Source organism: Rhodothalassium salexigens DSM 2132, assembly GCF_004341375.1.
Lineage (GTDB): Bacteria > Pseudomonadota > Alphaproteobacteria > Sphingomonadales > Rhodothalassiaceae > Rhodothalassium > Rhodothalassium salexigens.
The window spans coordinates 1-16,400 of the sequence record NZ_SLXO01000015.1 but is presented as its reverse complement, the minus strand read 5'-3'; the positions used below and the strand labels follow the sequence as shown (position 1 = coordinate 16,400).

The 16,400-nt window shown below is 67.7% G+C and carries 13 protein-coding genes; 10 read left to right on the top strand and 3 right to left on the bottom strand.

The genetic code is table 11. The features are described 5' to 3' along the window. Positions 1-148: 148 nt before the first annotated feature. The gene (trhA, locus tag EV659_RS14040; RefSeq protein WP_132709527.1) at positions 149-901 is read right to left on the bottom strand and encodes a PAQR family membrane homeostasis protein TrhA; all 753 of its coding nucleotides are present in this window, start codon (positions 899-901) and stop codon (positions 149-151) included. A gap of 465 nt (positions 902-1,366) precedes the next feature. Between trhA and gyrA the strand changes: the two genes are divergently transcribed. Beyond that, positions 1,367-4,159, top strand: a complete 2,793-nt coding sequence (gene gyrA / locus EV659_RS14035) for a DNA gyrase subunit A (RefSeq protein ID WP_132709526.1) — start codon at positions 1,367-1,369, stop codon at positions 4,157-4,159. Positions 4,160-4,196: 37 nt separating this feature from the next. Here gyrA and EV659_RS14030 read toward each other — a convergent pair whose 3' ends face one another. Beyond that, the gene (locus tag EV659_RS14030) at positions 4,197-5,378 is read right to left on the bottom strand and encodes a vWA domain-containing protein (protein ID WP_132709525.1); all 1,182 of its coding nucleotides are present in this window, start codon (positions 5,376-5,378) and stop codon (positions 4,197-4,199) included. 143 nt (positions 5,379-5,521) lie between these two features. Here EV659_RS14030 and EV659_RS14765 point away from each other — a divergent pair, with 143 nt between their 5' ends. The 3 genes from EV659_RS14765 to EV659_RS14020 all read left to right on the top strand — a co-directional run bounded on the left by EV659_RS14765 (position 5,522) and on the right by EV659_RS14020 (position 9,571). Then, positions 5,522-7,135: a glycosyltransferase family protein gene (locus EV659_RS14765; RefSeq protein ID WP_165878921.1), complete on the top strand. Its 1,614-nt coding sequence runs from the start codon at positions 5,522-5,524 to the stop codon at positions 7,133-7,135. A gap of 52 nt (positions 7,136-7,187) precedes the next feature. Then, entirely contained in the window at positions 7,188-8,300 is a 1,113-nt protein-coding gene (locus EV659_RS14025; RefSeq protein WP_165878920.1) for an alkaline phosphatase D family protein, read from the top strand. Positions 8,301-8,485: 185 nt separating this feature from the next. Beyond that, positions 8,486-9,571: a metallophosphoesterase family protein gene (locus EV659_RS14020; RefSeq protein WP_132709523.1), complete on the top strand. Its 1,086-nt coding sequence runs from the start codon at positions 8,486-8,488 to the stop codon at positions 9,569-9,571. A 46-nt stretch (positions 9,572-9,617) separates the two neighbouring features. On the opposite strand, the gene EV659_RS14015 is transcribed toward EV659_RS14020, so the two are convergent. Next, positions 9,618-10,466, bottom strand: coding sequence for an AAA family ATPase (locus EV659_RS14015; protein WP_132709522.1), 849 nt, complete (start codon positions 10,464-10,466; stop codon positions 9,618-9,620). A 290-nt stretch (positions 10,467-10,756) separates the two neighbouring features. On the opposite strand from EV659_RS14015, the gene flbT reads away from it, so the two are divergent. From flbT to EV659_RS13985, 6 genes are all read left to right on the top strand, one after another. Continuing rightward, a complete protein-coding gene (gene flbT, locus EV659_RS14010) occupies positions 10,757-11,152 on the top strand; it encodes a flagellar biosynthesis repressor FlbT (protein WP_132709521.1) in 396 nt (131 codons plus the stop codon). Further along, the gene (gene flaF / locus EV659_RS14005) at positions 11,142-11,606 is read left to right on the top strand and encodes a flagellar biosynthesis regulator FlaF (RefSeq protein WP_132709520.1); all 465 of its coding nucleotides are present in this window, start codon (positions 11,142-11,144) and stop codon (positions 11,604-11,606) included. Before flbT ends, flaF begins: the two co-directional genes overlap by 11 nt. A 431-nt stretch (positions 11,607-12,037) precedes the next feature. Next, positions 12,038-12,886, top strand: coding sequence for a flagellin (locus tag EV659_RS14000; RefSeq protein ID WP_132709519.1), 849 nt, complete (start codon positions 12,038-12,040; stop codon positions 12,884-12,886). 136 nt (positions 12,887-13,022) lie between these two features. Beyond that, entirely contained in the window at positions 13,023-13,463 is a 441-nt protein-coding gene (locus EV659_RS15165; RefSeq protein ID WP_341539391.1) for a flagellar protein FlaG, read from the top strand. Positions 13,464-13,743: 280 nt separating this feature from the next. Then, the gene (locus tag EV659_RS13990) at positions 13,744-14,556 is read left to right on the top strand and encodes a flagellin (RefSeq protein WP_165878918.1); all 813 of its coding nucleotides are present in this window, start codon (positions 13,744-13,746) and stop codon (positions 14,554-14,556) included. A 330-nt stretch (positions 14,557-14,886) separates the two neighbouring features. Further along, entirely contained in the window at positions 14,887-15,741 is an 855-nt protein-coding gene (locus EV659_RS13985) for a flagellin (protein WP_200288100.1), read from the top strand. The last annotated feature ends 659 nt before the right edge of the window (positions 15,742-16,400 follow it).

The following is a 16,400-nucleotide window of genomic DNA, read 5'->3' as shown; positions in this document are numbered from 1 at the left end:
CGCCCGGGCCGGCCGGCCCGGGGCCAGACTGGCGCCGGAAATGTGCGCGCTCCGTGCCGGTCGGCTGGGTCGGTTGGTGCGGCGGGCTTAGCCGAGACCGCCGGGGCCGGTTGAGCCCCTAGCGGGCTTGGCCGAGGACAAAGCGGGGTCAGCCGAGCACATAGTCATAGACGGTGACGAAGTGGCAGGCGGCGCCGGCCAGCACGAACAGGTGCCAGACCGTGTGTGCGAACGGCACCCCCTTGATGGCATAGACCCCGGCGCCCACCGTGTAGCACAGCCCGCCGGCCAGCAGCCACGCGAAGCCGCCCGCCGGCAACAGTTCGTAAAGCGTCTGAGCCACCAGCAGCACGGTCCAGCCCATGGCCAGATACAACCCCAGCGACACCCAGTGCAGCTTTTCGTGCGAATGGGTCAGGTAAGTGACCAGCTTGAAGCCGATGCCGGCGATCGCGATGGTCCAGATGCCCACCAACAGCCAGATGCCCGGGCTCGGCGGCAGGGTCAGCAGGGCGAAGGGGGTGTAGGACCCGGCGATGAACACGAAGATCATCGCATGGTCGATCATCTCCAGCACATGGCCGGCGCGGGTCCGCGACAGCGAGTGGTAGAGCGTCGAGGCCAGGAACGCCAGGATCAGGCCGGCGGAATAGATGGTCACCGCGGCCACCGCCGTGGCGCCGCCGCCCATGGCCTTGAGCACCAGGAACACCAGGCCGGCGATGCCCAGTGCCGCGCCCACTCCGTGGGTCAGGGCGTGCAGTACCTCTTCGAGAATGGTGTATTCGTGGCCGTCGGCGGTGCGGGTCCGCCGTGGGCTGAGGGGTTTGGCGGCGCGCGTGCCGGCCAGCGACCCGGTGTCGGACCCGTTCAAGACGGTGCTGTCGCCCGTCGTGCTCATGGCGGCGGCTCCTTGGTTTCTCTGCGGTAGGGACGCCAGGGTACACGATCCGGGCCGGTCTGTCACAGGGGCCGATCCGTCACGGGCGGCCGGGCTGTCACCGGGGGGGCACCGGGCCGCGTGACATAAGGCCCGCCCTGGGTTCGGGCCAGGGGCGCAGCGCCCGGGGACAGCGTGCTTGCCGAGCCGGGGGTGGGTTGCTATTCAGGGGTTGAACCGGCGCCCGGCGCGCCAGGCCGATGCCGCGCGACCCTGCGGACGGCCGGCGGACGCCTCATCGGCCCCTGTCTTGGGATTCTCAAGTGACCGATTTCGACCGCTTTTTCGCCGGCGCGGAGCCGGTGGTCCGTCCCGGAACGCCGGGCGGCGCGCCCACCGCTCACCCGCCAAGCGCTCGGCCCTGAGCCTTCGCCGCGCGTCGAGCGCCACCGCCGGTCGTCCATAGCCACAAAATAAAGATTCTTCATGACACCGCCCGACGATCAAGACATTCGCCCGATCGACATCGAAGACGAGATGCAGGCGTCCTACCTCGATTACGCCATGAGCGTGATCGTCAGCCGGGCGCTGCCCGACGTGCGCGACGGCCTGAAGCCGGTGCACCGGCGCATCCTCTATTCGATGAACGAAAACGGCTATACCCACGACAAGCCGTACCGCAAGTCGGCGCGGATCGTCGGTGACGTGATGGGTAAATATCACCCGCACGGCGACAGTTCGATCTACGACGCGCTGGTGCGCATGGCGCAGGATTTCTCCATGCGCCTGCCGGTGATCGACGGCCAGGGCAATTTCGGCAGCATGGACGGCGACAGCCCGGCGGCCATGCGCTACACCGAAGCCCGGCTGGCCAAGGTGTCCACCGCCATCCTGACCGACATCGACAAGAACACGGTCGATTATCAGGACAATTACGACGGCGCCGAGCGCGAGCCCACGGTGTTGCCGGCGCGCTTCCCCAATCTGCTGGTCAATGGCGCCGGCGGCATCGCGGTCGGCATGGCGACCAATATCCCGCCGCACAATCTGGGCGAGGTGGTCGACGCCACCCTGGCGCTGATCGACGACCCGGCGCTGACCAATCGCGACCTGATGGAGTATGTCAAGGGGCCGGACTTCCCCACCGGCGCGGTGATCCTGGGCGCGTCGGGCATCGCCCAGGCCTATGAGACCGGCCGCGGCTCGATCACCCTGCGCTCCAAGTCGCACACCGAGACCGTGCGGTCGGGCCGCGAGGCCATCGTCATCACCGAGGTGCCCTATCAGGTCAACAAGGCGGCGATGGTCGAGAAGATCGCCGAACAGGTGAAGCTCAAGAAGATCGAGGGCATCGCCGACCTGCGCGACGAATCCGACCGCGACGGCGTGCGCGTGGTGATCGAGCTCAAGCGCGAGGCCATGGTCGACGTGGTGTTGAACCAGCTCTATCGGTTCACGCCGGTGCAGACCAGCTTCGGCATCAACATGCTGGCGCTCAATGGCGGCCGGCCCGAGCAGATGTCGTTGCGCGACGTCTTGAAGGCGTTCGTGAGCTTCCGCGAGGAGGTAATCACCCGGCGCACCAAGTTCGAACTCGGCAAGGCGCGCGACCGGGCGCATGTGATGGTCGGCCTGGTCACCGCAGTGGCCAATATCGACGAGGTGGTGGCGACCATCCGCGGCTCGTCGAGCCCGGCCGAGGCGCGCGCGACCTTGATGGCGCGCGACTGGGACGCCGCCGAGATCGTGCCCTATCTGCGCCTGACCGGCGAGATCGCCGAGGATGCGCCGGCGCCGGCCACCTACCGGCTGAGCGAGACCCAGGTGCGCGCGATCCTGGAGCTGCGCCTGCACCGGCTGACCGCCCTGGGCCGCGACGAGATCGGCAAGGAATTGGAAGAACTCGCCGGGCGCATCCGCGAGTATCTGGAAATCCTGCGCAGCCGCGCCAAGCTCTACGAGGTTCTGCGCGCCGAGATGGTGGCGGTGCGCGACGAATTCGCGACCCCGCGCCGGACCGAGATCGACCTGGTCGCCGGCGGCGACTTCGACGAAGAAGACCTGATCCAGCAAGAGGATATGGTCGTCACCGTCACCCATGCGGGCTATATCAAGCGCGTGCCGCTGTCCACCTACCGCGCCCAGAAGCGCGGCGGGCGCGGCCGGTCGGGCATGGCGACCAAGGACGAGGATTTCGTCACCACCCTGTTCGTCGCCAACACCCACCAGCCCTTGCTGTTCTTCACCGATCTGGGGCGCGTCTATCGGCTCAAGGTGTGGCGTCTGCCGCTCAGCACGCCGCAGGCGCGCGGCAAGGCGCTGGTCAATCTGCTGCCGCTCGACAAGGGCGAGATCGTCACCACCGTGCTGGCGCTGCCCCAGGACGAGGCCGAGTGGGAGACGCTCAACGTCATGTTCGCCACCGCACGCGGCAATGTGCGGCGCAACCTGATGAGCGACTTCGCCAATGTGCCGTCCAACGGCAAGATCGCCATCCGCTTCGAGGACGGCACCGACGACCGGCTGGTGGGCGTGATGATGACCACCCCCGACCAGGACGTGTTGTTGGCCACCGCGCAGGGCAAGTGCATCCGCTTCCCCGTGGAAGAGGTGCGCGTGTTCAAGGGCCGCACGTCCACCGGCGTGCGCGGCATGCGCCTTGCCGAGGGCGACGAGGTGATCACCCTGTCGATCCTGGACAGCCATGGCGACCTGCCGCGCGAGGAACGCGACCAGTATCTGCGCGCCGCGCCGTGGAAGCAGAGCGACGCCGAGCCCGAGCTGTCGCCCGAGCGCATGGCCGAACTGGCGGCGCGCGAACAATTCATCCTGACGCTCACCGGCCAGGGCTTCGGCAAGCGCACCAGCGCGTTCGAATATCGCCGCACCGGGCGCGGCGGTCAGGGGCTGTGGAACGTGGACAGCGACGAGACCAAGCGCCAGCGCATCGGCCCGGTGGTGGCCGTGGGTCCGGTCCATGACGGCAGCCAGATCATGCTGATGACCGACCAGGGCCAGGTGATCCGCACCGGCGTCGACGAGATCCGCATCGCCGGACGCGCCACCCTGGGCGTGCGGGTGTTCCGCGTCGGCGACGACGAACGCGTGGTCAGCGCCGCCAAGATCGACGATGTGGACGGCAATGGCGACGAGGACGAGGCCGAAACGCCCGACCAGCCGGCCGACGACGCCACGCTGTCCGACGGGGCGACGTCCGACGGGGCGACGCCCGACGGCGCCGGCGACGACACCGACACCGCGCCGGGCGACGAGCGCTAGAGGCGCTGAGACCTGACGGCGCCGCGGTCGGCTGGCGTTACCGGCCGACCGCGCGCATGGCGGCGTCGAGCCCGTCGAGGGTCATGGGGTACATGCGGTCGTCCATGATCTGGCGGATCATCTGGATCGACTGGCCATAGGGCCAGTGCCGTTCGGGCACCGGGTTCAGCCACACCGCCTTGTGATAGACGCCGAGCAGGCGGCGCAGCCACGCCTCGCCCGGCTCCTCGTTCCAATGCTCCACCGAGCCGCCGGGATAGACGATCTCATAGGGGCTCATGGACGCGTCGCCGACGATGATCACCTTATAGTCGGCGGGGTAGGTGTGCAGCACGTCGAGCGTCGGGATCCGCTCGCTATGGCGCCGGCTATTGTCTTGCCAGACGCTTTCGTACAAGCAGTTATGGAAGTAAAAGAACTCCATATGCTTGAACTCGGCGCGCGCGGCCGAAAACAATTCCTCGCAGACCTGGATATGGTCGTCCATCGACCCGCCGACGTCGAAGAACAATAGCACCTTGACGGCGTTGTGCCGTTCGGGGCGCATCTTGATATCCAGAAAGCCCTGGTGCGCGGTCGAGCGGATGGTGCCGTCCAGGTCCAATTCGTTGGCCTCGCCGTCGCGCGCGAACTGGCGCAACCGGCGCAGTGCCACCTTGATGTTGCGAGTGCCGAGCGCCACGTCGCCGTCGAGATTTCGGAACTCGCGCTGGTCCCACACCTTGATCGCGCGGCGGTGCCGGCTTTCCTTCTGGCCGATGCGCACGCCCTCGGGGTTGTAGCCATAGGCGCCATAGGGCGAGGTGCCGGCGGTGCCGATCCACTTGTTGCCGCCCTGGTGGCGCTCGCGCTGCTCTTCGAGCCGCTGCTTCAGCGTCTCCATGATCTCTTCCCACGAGCCGAGCGCGGCGATCTTGTCCATCTCCTCTTGGCTCAGGTGCAATTCGGCCAGTTTCTTCAGCCAATCCTCGGGGATCTCGGCGCCATCGGCGTCCGCGCCCAGCTCCAGCCCCGAGAAGTGATGGCCGAACAGGCGGTCGAACTTGTCCAGTTGGGATTCGTCGGTCACCAGGATGGTGCGCGCCAGATAATAGAAGCGATCCACCGACAATTCGGCGCAGCCGGCGTTCAGCGCCTCCAACAGCGTCAGATATTCCTTCAGCGACACCGGCAATCCGTGCCGGCGCAGCGTGTCGACGAACCCGATCAGCACCGCCATCCTCCCGTGTTTCTGGCCGCCCCAGCCTAGGCGCCTTGGCCACCGTGTCAAACGGCTTTGGATCGCCTTAGGGTTGCGTTAACCTTGACTTGTCAGCGTCACCGGGTACCCCGACGCCCGATCCAGAGAAAGGCTTGGCCCCTGTGTCGTCCGTGACCCCGTTTCTTCAGCAACTGATCGCGGGCCAGACGCCGGCGAGCCCGGAAAACCGGTATGCGCTGACCGACGGCGCCGATACCCTGGCCGGGGCGTTCACCGCCCTTGGCGACCAGACCTCGGAGCAGGTGGAGCAGTTGAGCGCGATCCTGGCCCAGGGGCGCCGGGTGCGCGTGCCGTTCCTGCGCGCGCTGGCCAATTCTCTGTTGTGTCTGCGCGGGCGCGACCCGGCCGACCTGCGCCGCGCGGTCGAGGCGGCGTTGCTCGCCGACCTGACCCTGGCCGAGGAGGTGGGCACGCTCAATGCGCTTGCCCGGCTGTTCTTCGGCAGCACCAATCTGCCGCGCGATCTGGTCACCCAGGCGGTCGACCGCGACCATCTGCGCGCCCTGTTCGCGCGCGTGGTGCGCCGCATCGCCGGCCTCTATGACGCCGAGTTCGCGCCGCGCGCGTGGCCGCGCGCCCGGACCGGCCGGGTGGTGGTGATGACCCAGCAGTTCATCGACCCCAGCCACGCGCCGACCCGCAGCGCGCTCAGCTTCGCGCGCACGCTGGCCGACGATTTCGGCAAGCAGGTGTTGATCCTGTGCACCAAGGAATATTTCGACGCCCCGGCCGGCTGCATCGTGCCGCTGTTCCGCGCCAATGTGTTGGGCCAGATCAGCGGCCGCACCACCGTCAGCTTCGAGGGCCGGGCGTATGATTTCTTCCAGCCGCCCGGCAACCGCTTCGACGCCGGGGCGGTGCGCGCCTGTCTTGGTCAATTGTTCGACTACCAGCCCGAGATGATCCTGTCGCTCGGCGGCCGCAACCTGGTGGCCGAGGTGTTGGCCGAGCACACCTATCTGATGATGTATCCCACCACCGGCGGCCTGCCGTTGACCGACGTGCACGATTTCAGCCTGTGGGACGAGCCCGGCGACGACCAGCGCGCGCGCATGGTCCGCGAGGGCATCGATACGCGCTTCTTGTTCGCCCAGCATCCGGGCTTCGACCTGTTGCCGCGCGCCGAGGGCGCTTTGCGCGCCGACTATGGCCTGCCCGAGGAGGCGTTCGTGTTCGCGGTGGTCGGCATGCGCCTGCATTTCGAGATCGACGACGCCTTCGTCGCCATGGCCCGGCGCCTGTTCGAGCACCCGCGTGCCCGGATCGCCTTCGCCGGCCATTTCAATACCTATGAGGCGCTGTGTGCGGCCCACCCAGAGTTTGCCGCGCGCAGCCATTTCGTCGGCTTTCAGCGCGATATCATGCGCTTTTTCAGCGTCTGCGACGGCTATATCAACCCCGACCGCGCCGGCGGCGGCAGCGCCATCGTCTACGCCATGGCCGCCGGCCTGCCGGCCTTGAGCCTGGCCCGCGGCGATGCCGGCGTGGCTGTCAAAAATCTTCCACCATTGGCCGACTATGATGCCATGGCGGCGGCCGGCCGAAGCCTCGTCGACGACGCCGAGGTGCGCGAAACCTATCGCCGTCTCGGCGCCGAGGCGGCCGAGGCGTATGGCAGCCGCCGACCGTTCGTGGCCCGCATCCTCGACGCGTTCGAGGCCGACTGCGCCCGTCTTGGGCTCGCCGGCCCGGACCGCTCGGGCGGGGTGGCCTGAACGCGCTCGTCTTCGCCGCTATCCCGCTTTGGCTTTGAAAGGCTTTTCGACGATGATGTCGCGTGTCCGTGTTCGTATCCGGGCGTTCCTGGCGTCCGCCCTGTTCGTCCTTCCCGCCACGCCGGCCGTGGCCCAACCGGCGTCCGAGGCGCTGTCCGACGCCGCCGCTCAGCCGCCGCTGGTGATCGCGCTCGGGTCGTGTAACGGCCAGGAGCAGGACCAGGGCTATTGGGACGTGATCGCCGAGACGGCGCCGGACCTGTTCTTGTTCCTGGGCGACAATGTCTATGGCGACCGGGTGGTCGACGGCGAGCGCCAGTCGTCGCCCGACCTGCTGCGCTCGGCCTATGACCGCTTCGCCCAGTCCGAGCCCTATGCCCGGTTCAGCCGGTCGGTGCCGGTCTATCCGGTCTGGGACGACCACGACTATGGCGTCAACGACGCCGGCGCCGACCATCCGTTCAAGGATCAGGCGAAGCAGATCTTCCTCGACTTCTTCGACTTCGCCGAGGCCGCGCAGCTGGCCGACCGCGACGGCGTCTATTACGCCATCGAGCGCCAACACGGCGCCCACCGCGTGCAGATCCTGATGCTCGACACCCGCTGGAATCGCAGCGCGCTCGCCCGCACCGAGGGCTGGATCGAAGGCCGGCTCGGCGCCTATGTGGCCGACCCCGACCCGGCCAAGACCGTGCTCGGCGCCCAGCAGGAGGCGTGGCTGGCCGAGCAACTGGCGCGCCCGGCCGACCTGCGGGTGATCGCCTCGTCGATCCAGGTGATCGCCGAGGGTCACCATTTCGAGCGCTGGGGCAATCTGCCCGCCGCGCGCCAGCGGCTCTACGACCTGATCGATCGAAGCGGGGCCGAGAATGTGGTGCTGGTCTCGGGCGACCGCCACGCCGGCGGGCTCTATCGGCTCGATGGGGCGGCGGCCTACCCGCTCTATGAGTTGACCAGTTCGTCGCTCAACCGCGGCCGCGCCGCCGACCCCGACGACGAGTTCGGGCCGCACCAGATGACCCGGCTTTATGGGCCGGAGAATTTCGGCCTGATCACCGTCGATTGGGCGGCGGGCGTCGTGTCGCTCGACCTGCACGACGCCGGCCATGGCCGCCGGGTGCGCGGCCTGACCGTACCGCTGGCCGATCTGACCGCCGGGCGCTAGGCTCGACGCCGGTGCTGCGCGTTCGGGGCGATCCCTAGGGGAGGGCCATGACCACCGCCAACCACATCCCACAGGCCCGGGCCGGCGCCCGTGCGCGGGCTCGGGCAAGGGCCCGGGCCTCTGCCGGAGCTTGGGCCTGGGCCGGTGCCTGGGCTCGGGCGACCCTGCTGGCGATGGGGGGCGTGGTGGTTGGTGCCGCCGCCGCCGGGGCGCAGCCGGCCGCGACGGAGGCCGCTACCGGGGCGGGGGCCGGGGCGGGCGCCGACCGGGTGACCGTGGCGGTCGCGGCGGGCGGGCCGGGGCAGGGCCGGATCGATTGGCGCGCCCTGGCCGACCGTGCGCCCGACCTGGTGTTGACCCTCGGCGACCTGATCTCCCCGCCGTCTGCGGGCGGGCGCGACGACCCGGTGGCGGCGGTGGCGCAAGCCTATGACCGACTGGGCCGAACGCGCGACTTTCGCCGCCTGGTGGCACAGGTGCCCATGCTGGCCATGTGGGGCGGGCGCGAGTATGGCGCCGCCGATCTGGGCCGGGCGCTGCCGTTCCGCGCCGAGGCCAAGCGCCTGTTCCTGGACTTCCACGCCCATCTGCCGGACGACACCCTGCGCGCGCGCCCGGGGCTGTTCTACGCGGCCACCTTGGGCGCCCCGGGCCGGCGGGTGCAGATCCTGATGCTCGACACCCAATGGTTTCGCGACCCCTGGGCGGTCGCCGCCGATGGCCGGGTGGCGGCCGACCCGGGCGCCGAGCGGCGCTTGCTGGGCGATCTGCAATGGGCGTGGCTCGACCGGCGGCTGGCCGAGCCGGCGCAAGTGCGCTTGCTGGTCTCGACGCTGCCGGTGCTGCCGCGCGACCTGGCCGGGGCGCGCTGGGCCGCCATGCCGGCCGCGCGCCTGCGCCTGGCCCACAGCTTGCGCGCCAGCGGGGCCCAGGGCGTGGTGCTGGTCTCCGCCGGGCCCGGGTTCGGCGCGTTCTACGGCCATGACGGCGCGCTGGGCTATCCCCTGGTCGAGATGATGATCGGGCCGATGCGCCAAGCTTCCGACCACCGGGCGACCGACCCTCGGGCGCGGGCCGAAAACACCGCCCCCGGTGCCCCGCCGGCCGGGCCGCTGCGCCGCTCGCCGGCGCTGACCGGCGCCCAATTGGGGCTGGTGACGGTGGACTGGCCGGCCGGTCAGGTCACGCTGACGCTCGACCCGCTCGACGGCGATGGGGCCGAGCCGGTGCGGCGCACCCTGTCGCTGGCCGACCTGTCGGTCGGGCGCTGAGGGGGCGCTGCGGCGGTCAGGTGCCCGGGGGGAGGGGCTGTCTTTTTTAAGGCTGGTCGCGCCGGTGCATGAACGCCAGGCGCTCGAACAGCGCCACGTCCTGTTCGTTCTTGAGCAGCGCGCCGTGCAGCGGCGGGATCAGCGACTTCTTGTCTTTGGCCTTCAGCGCCTCGGGCGGCAGATCCTCGGCCATCACCAGCTTGAGCCAGTCGAGCAACTCGGACGTGGACGGCTTTTTCTTCAGTCCCGGCACCTCGCGCAGGTCGTAGAACACCTGCAACGCCTCGCGCACCAGCCGGCCCTTGATGTCGGGGAAGTGCACGGTGACGATCCGTTCCATGGTCTCGGCGTCGGGGAACTTGATGTAGTGGAAGAAACAGCGGCGCAGGAACGCGTCGGGCAATTCCTTCTCGTTGTTCGAGGTGATGACCACGATCGGTCGTTGTGTCGCGGCCACCGTCTCGCCGGTCTCATAGACGTGGAACCGCATGCGATCGAGTTCGAGCAGCAGGTCGTTGGGAAACTCGATATCCGCCTTGTCGATCTCGTCGATCAGCAGCACCGGCACCTGCTCGCTCTCGAACGCCTCCCACAGCTTGCCCTTGCGGATATAGTTGGCGATGTCCTGGACCTTGGGGTCGCCCAACTGGCTGTCGCGCAGGCGGCTGACCGCGTCATATTCATAGAGGCCCTGCTGTGCCTTGGTGGTCGACTTGACATGCCATTCGATCAGCGGCGCGCCCAGGCTTTGGGCGATCTCCTCGGCCAGCACGGTCTTGCCGGTGCCGGGCTCGCCCTTGATCAACAAGGGTCGGCGCAGCGTCACGGCGGCGTTGACCGCCACCTCCAGATCCTCGGTCGCCACATAGCTTTGCGTGCTTTCGAAGCGTTTCACCGGCCTCTCCCGCTTGGTCCCTCAACAGGTTCTGGCACAGGACGGTAAGGGGCGGCCCGGTCGCTGGCAAGGCCAGCGGTGCCGAGGACGCCTCAGTGCGCCCCAGGTCGTCATAGTGTCCCCCAGTGTCTCCCAGAGCGCCCCACCCAGTGCGCCGTCGAGGGTTGGCATGGGCTGTGCTTTCGGACCGGGGGTCGACACGCCCGCTTGACGCGCCGCCCACGGAATTTAACAAGAGAGTAAGACTTTAGGGCATAAAGATAGGGCGGTGATCGCCCGAAGGAGGGTGCATGGCGCTGAAGCTGTCGCTGAAACCGGGTGAAAAGTTCGTCGTCAACGGCGCGGTGATCGCCAATGGGGATCGACGGACCAGTCTGGTGATCCAGAACAAGGTGTCGATCCTGCGGGAACGCGATATCCTGAAGGAAGAGGAGGTGGATACGCCGGTCAAGCGCATCTACTTCCCGATCATGCTGTGTTATCTCGACCCGCAGAACAAGGACCCCTATTTGAAAGAGTTCATGCTGCGCCTGTCGGAGCTGATGCAGGTGGTCGAAGATCCCGACGCCAAGCAGAAGTGCGTGCAGATCAGCAATGAGGTCATGAAGGGCAATTATTACAAGGCCCTGATGGTCTGTAAGAAGCTCTTCCCTTATGAGAAGGAGCGGTTGGAGTATGTCCCTTAATGCCTATGCCAAGGCTCAGTTGCATGGGGAGTCTCCCACCGAGACGGAATACCGTCTCTTCGCCCGCGTGACCGGTGCGCTCAAGGACGCCCGGGACCAGGAAATCTCCGGTCCGGCGTTGATGAAGACGCTCGACTGGAACCGCCGGATGTGGAGCGCGCTGGCCATGGACTGCGCGTCCGACGGCAATGGCCTGCCCAATGAGACCCGCGCCGGCGTCATTTCGCTGTCGATCTTCGTGCGCAAGCATTCGCGCAAGGTGTTCCGCGGCGAAGCCTCCATCGACGACCTGATCGAGGTCAACCGCCGGGTCATGGCCGGGCTCGAAGCCCAGATCAACCGCAAGAAGAGCCAGGCCGGCGCCCCGGCGGCCGCGCCCGCCGGCGCTGGTCAGACCCCGCCGCGTCCCGGTGGGTATGGCGGCGGCTATGGCGGCGGGTCGTTCCAGGCCTGAACGCAGCCCCGCCCCCAGGCCAAAGGCCGGGGGCTTGCCAACTCTCGGGCTGAGGCCCGGTGATCGGCGCCTTGGCTGTTCTGCGCCGTTGCGCTCTTGCTCGTCGACCGGCCGTTTGCCAGCGGCCGGTTTTTTCGTTTTCAGGGGTGAGTTTTGCGGGTCGGCATTTCTTGCCGGGTCGGCAAAAAATGCCTATCCAGAAAGGCGATTGCACGGCAAAAGCTGCCGGATCGGCAGATTTTTCCCGGCGACCGGGGCCGAGCGTCGCGCGCCCGGTGCTTGCTTTTTCGCTGATTTCATAGCGGGTTAGAAAAATTTGCCGGGTCGCCCGGCAAGTTTGGCACGCGACCTGCTTATGTGGCGTCGGGCAAAATGCCCGCCCGAACAAAATGTTCGGACATATCTGAGAACCAGAGACTAGGAGCGCCAAAATGGCCTTTTCGATCAATACGAACCCGCAAGCTTTCGTCGCCCTTCAGAACAACGCCGAAACTTCGCGGAGCTTGGCGACCACGCAGAACCGGATTGCCACCGGTCTGGAAGTCGCCGGCGCCGAAGACGATTCCGCCAGCTTCACCATCGCGCAGCGCATTCGCTCGCAGGTGGGCGGCCTGAACGCCGTTTCCGACAGCCTGAGCCGGGCCTCGTCGACGCTCGACGTCGCGCTTAACGCCAGTGAGACGATCTCCGACCTGTTGGTCGAGGCGCGCGAACTGGCCACGGCGGCCTCCGACGGCGGTCTGACCACGGCTGACCGCGCCGCGCTGTCCAAGGACTTCGACTCGATCCTGACGCAGATCACCAACACCGCGAACTCGGCCGAGTTCAACGGCGTGAACGTGCTGTCCGACGGCTCGACCGGCAACGGCGACAACCTGAACGCCCTGACCTCGCTCAGCGGCGGGGCCGGCACCACCATCGACTTCACGGGCACCAACCTGACCACCGGTGGCTCGTCGGGTCTGAACATCTCCCAGCTCGAAGGCTCCGAGACGACCGCGTCGGCGGCGCAAGCGGCGATCACCGAGATCACCAATGCGCTCAGCACGGTCAATACGGTGCTCGCCGATCTGGGCGCGGCCGCCAACCAGGTGGAACTGCAATCCACCTTCGTCAGCGGTCTGCAAGACTCGCTTGAAGTCGGTATCGGCAACCTGGTCGACGCCAACCTGGCTGAAGAAAGCGCCCGCCTGACCGCGCTGCAGACCCAGCAGCAGCTTGGCCTGAGCGCCCTGGCGATCGCCAACCAGCAGCCGCAGTCGATCCTGTCGCTCTTCTAAGATTGGATCCTTCGAGGGGTGGGCTCCGGGCCCACCCTTCCCTTGGCCTAACGGAACAAAAGAGGCACAGCCACGGATGAGGTGCGTGGGCGGCAAGGACGGGCACCCCTGACAATCGAGGCACCTTCCGGGCGTGATGAGGGCAATGGTTGACACAATTCCAACAGCAGCGGTGTCGAACGCCCCGTCTCCGGATTTCGGCCGTCCCGCGGGTCAACCGCAGCCCGGCCGCCCCCAGGGGCAGGGTGACACCAGACCGAGCGATACCGCTCCAAACGCCGCCGGCCGGGATGCGCGAGCCACCGCCCAGGGTGGGGAGCCGTCACCGGGACAGGACAACCCCAATCTGGACGACCGCCTTGCCGAAGCCGAGGCGATGATTGCCGAAATGACCGTCGGCCTGCGCGGCGAGGGCCGCTTCGAGGTGGTGGTCGACGAGGAGAGTAAGCGGTTCATCTACCGCGCGGTGGACGAGCAGACCGGCGAAGTGATCCGCCAGTTCCCGCCCGAAGCGATCCTGAAAGCGGTGCGCGCGATCCGCGAATTCGAGGGCTTGCTGGTCGATCAGGACGCCTGAGCGCCAGGCCGACCCGCCCGCACCCTTGGGCCGGACAAGCCGGTACGGGATCGGGTAAGGAGCGCGGCGCCCGGAGCCCATTGCTGTCGTCTGGGGCGCAACAGGGCTGTCCGGGTTTTGCCGTCACCGGACGGCGCCCGGCTTGCCAGCGGCTCGCCGTCGCGGCTAAATGGTCGGGTTGGGTGCCGCCGGACGATCGCCCAGGACATCGAGCCGGGACGATCGATCCCAGATACAGGCCACAAACCAGATCCAGGCCATAAAGGCGAAGAGACAGATCATGACCGCGCCGCGCAGCACAGTTGAGGACCAGGACGCCGCCGACCCGGCCGGCGCCGGCGCTGTGCCGCCCCCGGGGGAGACCGAGCCCGCCGTATCCGGCGCCCGCGGCGCTGCTGCGGCGAGCCTGACGGCCGCCGGCCCCTCGGCATCGGGTCTGCCGGCCGACCTGCTGGACAAGCTGACCCGGGCCGATCGGTTGGTCAGCGCGGCGTTGACGGCGGCCGAGACCGTGGCACTGTTGTTGGAAGACGCAGCGGCGTGCGCGGCCGAGGCTGCCGACCCCGCGGTCGAGGCGCCGCGGCGGGCAACGCTCTCGCACATCTTCGGCGATCTGGCCGACCGCATCAACGGCGCCATCAAACTCGCCGCTCTTGATGGACCGGGTCTCATCGAGATCGCCGGGCTGACGCTCAACCAGCGCGTCGGCCTGACCGGGTCGACCCACGCGCTGCCGGCATTCACCAGCGTCGACCTGCGCGCCGGTTTGCCCGACAACGACCTGGCGCTCGCGCCGACCGCGTTCGCCGACCGGGATGCCGCCGAGCGCGCGCTGGCCCAGGTGGCCGCAGCACGCGCGCGCGTCGATACGGTCGTGGCCGATCTTGGCCGGCTCGAAGACCAGGTTTCGGGACAAGTCGATTTCATCGCCGGATTGTTGCGGTCGCTGTCCACCGGGCTGAGCGGCGCCGCCGGGCCCGACCTGGAGCGCGAGCGGGCCAATCTGCGCGCCCTGCGCTTGCAACAGGATCTCAGCGAGTCCGCCCAGGGGCTTGCCAATACCGCCCAGCGCTCGATCCTGTCGCTGCTTTAGGTACCGGCCGCTCCGGTCCCAACAATGGTTGCGTCGGCTGTCATCGGACCGAGGCCGGTGTCGGCCGCTCGGTCCGTCGCTTCCCCCCTAAGCCGTCTTCTCCCCATCCGCCCCGCGCCGCAGCGTGCAAAAACTGCCGCTGCGGACTCGGAATCGGTTGCACCGAAGCCGGCGGATTCCGGCCCGTGCGCGCCGCATTTCATTCGCGGACAAAGAAAACATCATAATTTTCAGTAGGTTACGGCACAATAAAAACTGGCACGGCATCTGCATAAAGGTCGGCGAGCGTTTGAATTGCGCTCAGCACATGAGAGCCAGAGGAGAAACATCATGGCTTTGCCGTTGTCGTTGAATACGAATGTGCCGGCATTGGAAGCGTTGCGCCAACTCTCGGGGACCAACCAGAACCTGCAGGAAACCCAGGAGCGGATCAGCTCGGGGAAGATCGTTCGCAGCGCCGAAGATAATGCAGCCACGTTCGCGATCTCGCGAAACCTGAAGGCGGATTTCCAGAGCTTCAATGCGGTGGGGCAGAGCCTCGACCGGGCCACGTCGGCGCTCGATGTGGCGATCACCTCCGCCGAATCGATCCAGGACATCCTGATCGACATGAAGGAAAAGGTCGTTGCGGCCTCGGACCAGGGGCTCGACAGCCAAAGCCGGACGTCGATCGCGCTCGACTTCGAGAAGCTGCGCGATCAGATCACCACCATCGTCCGCAATGCCGAGTTCAACGGCACCAACCTGATCGACAATGGCACGGATTTCATCTCCGCCATCGTCTCGACCGACGCCCAGGACACGATCCAGGTGTCGCACCAGACCCTGGCGTTGAACCCGAGCGCGACGCTGTCGACCAGCGACCAGATCCGCTTCACCGCCGGCGCCAGTTTCGCCACCGCCACCGAAGCCCAGGGGCTGATCAGCGCGGTCGACGCGTCGATCGAGAATCTGTCGGAAGTGCTGACCGAGTTCGGCTCCACCGCGTCGACCATCGAGCGGCAGAACCAGCTCACCCAGGAAATCCAGGACACCATCGAAGTCGGCATCGGTAACCTGGTGGACGCCAATATGGCGCGGGAAAGCGCCCGGTTGCAGGCCTTGCAGGTGCAGCAGCAGTTGGGCACCCAGGCGCTGTCGATCGCCAACCAGACGCCGCAGATCATCCTCAGCCTGTTCGGCTAAGGCGGCCCCGCCTGCCGGGTGGGCCGCTCGCCGGCCCGCCCCGGCCCCGATGGGCCGCCGGCCGCCTGGTTCGCGAGGGTCCAGCCCCAGACGATCCTGGCCGGCGCCGCCATCCCGAACTCCATCGCTTTCGCCGCCCCGCTGCGATCGCGGGCCGCCACCTTTGGCCGGGCAGCACCCCGGCTGTCGACGTCGTCCTTTTCAGGCCGTTCGCGTCCGGTTCTGCTTCGCGCCCGCTGGGCGTGCACAACCCGCGCCCCCCAGCCCCATCGACCCGACAGAGCCGCCGCCCGGGCGGCCGGTGCGTTGCCCGACCCGCGCGCTTGGCGTGTCGCGTCCCGGTCAGGTCCAGCCCCGAGCCCCAGTTCAGCCCCGTCCAGCCCCTGTCCAGCCCGGGTTCGACCCCAAGTCCCGTGCAGACCCGGCTCAGGTCCAGAGGCCCGCCAGCAATCCCCGCCCGAGCCTTCTCCGATCGGTCCGGATCATCGGCCCTTTGCAGGTCGAGCGAGACATGGCGCCGGTGTCGCCCGCGGTAGCCGGTCGAGCGGCTGGGTTGATCGTCAATAGGTCCTGTTGACGAAGTGGATTCCCAAGGCGGTCGAAGCGTGATTCAAGACTGGCTTTTGGGAGGCGGTCTTGGTTCGCGGGTTGATGACGGA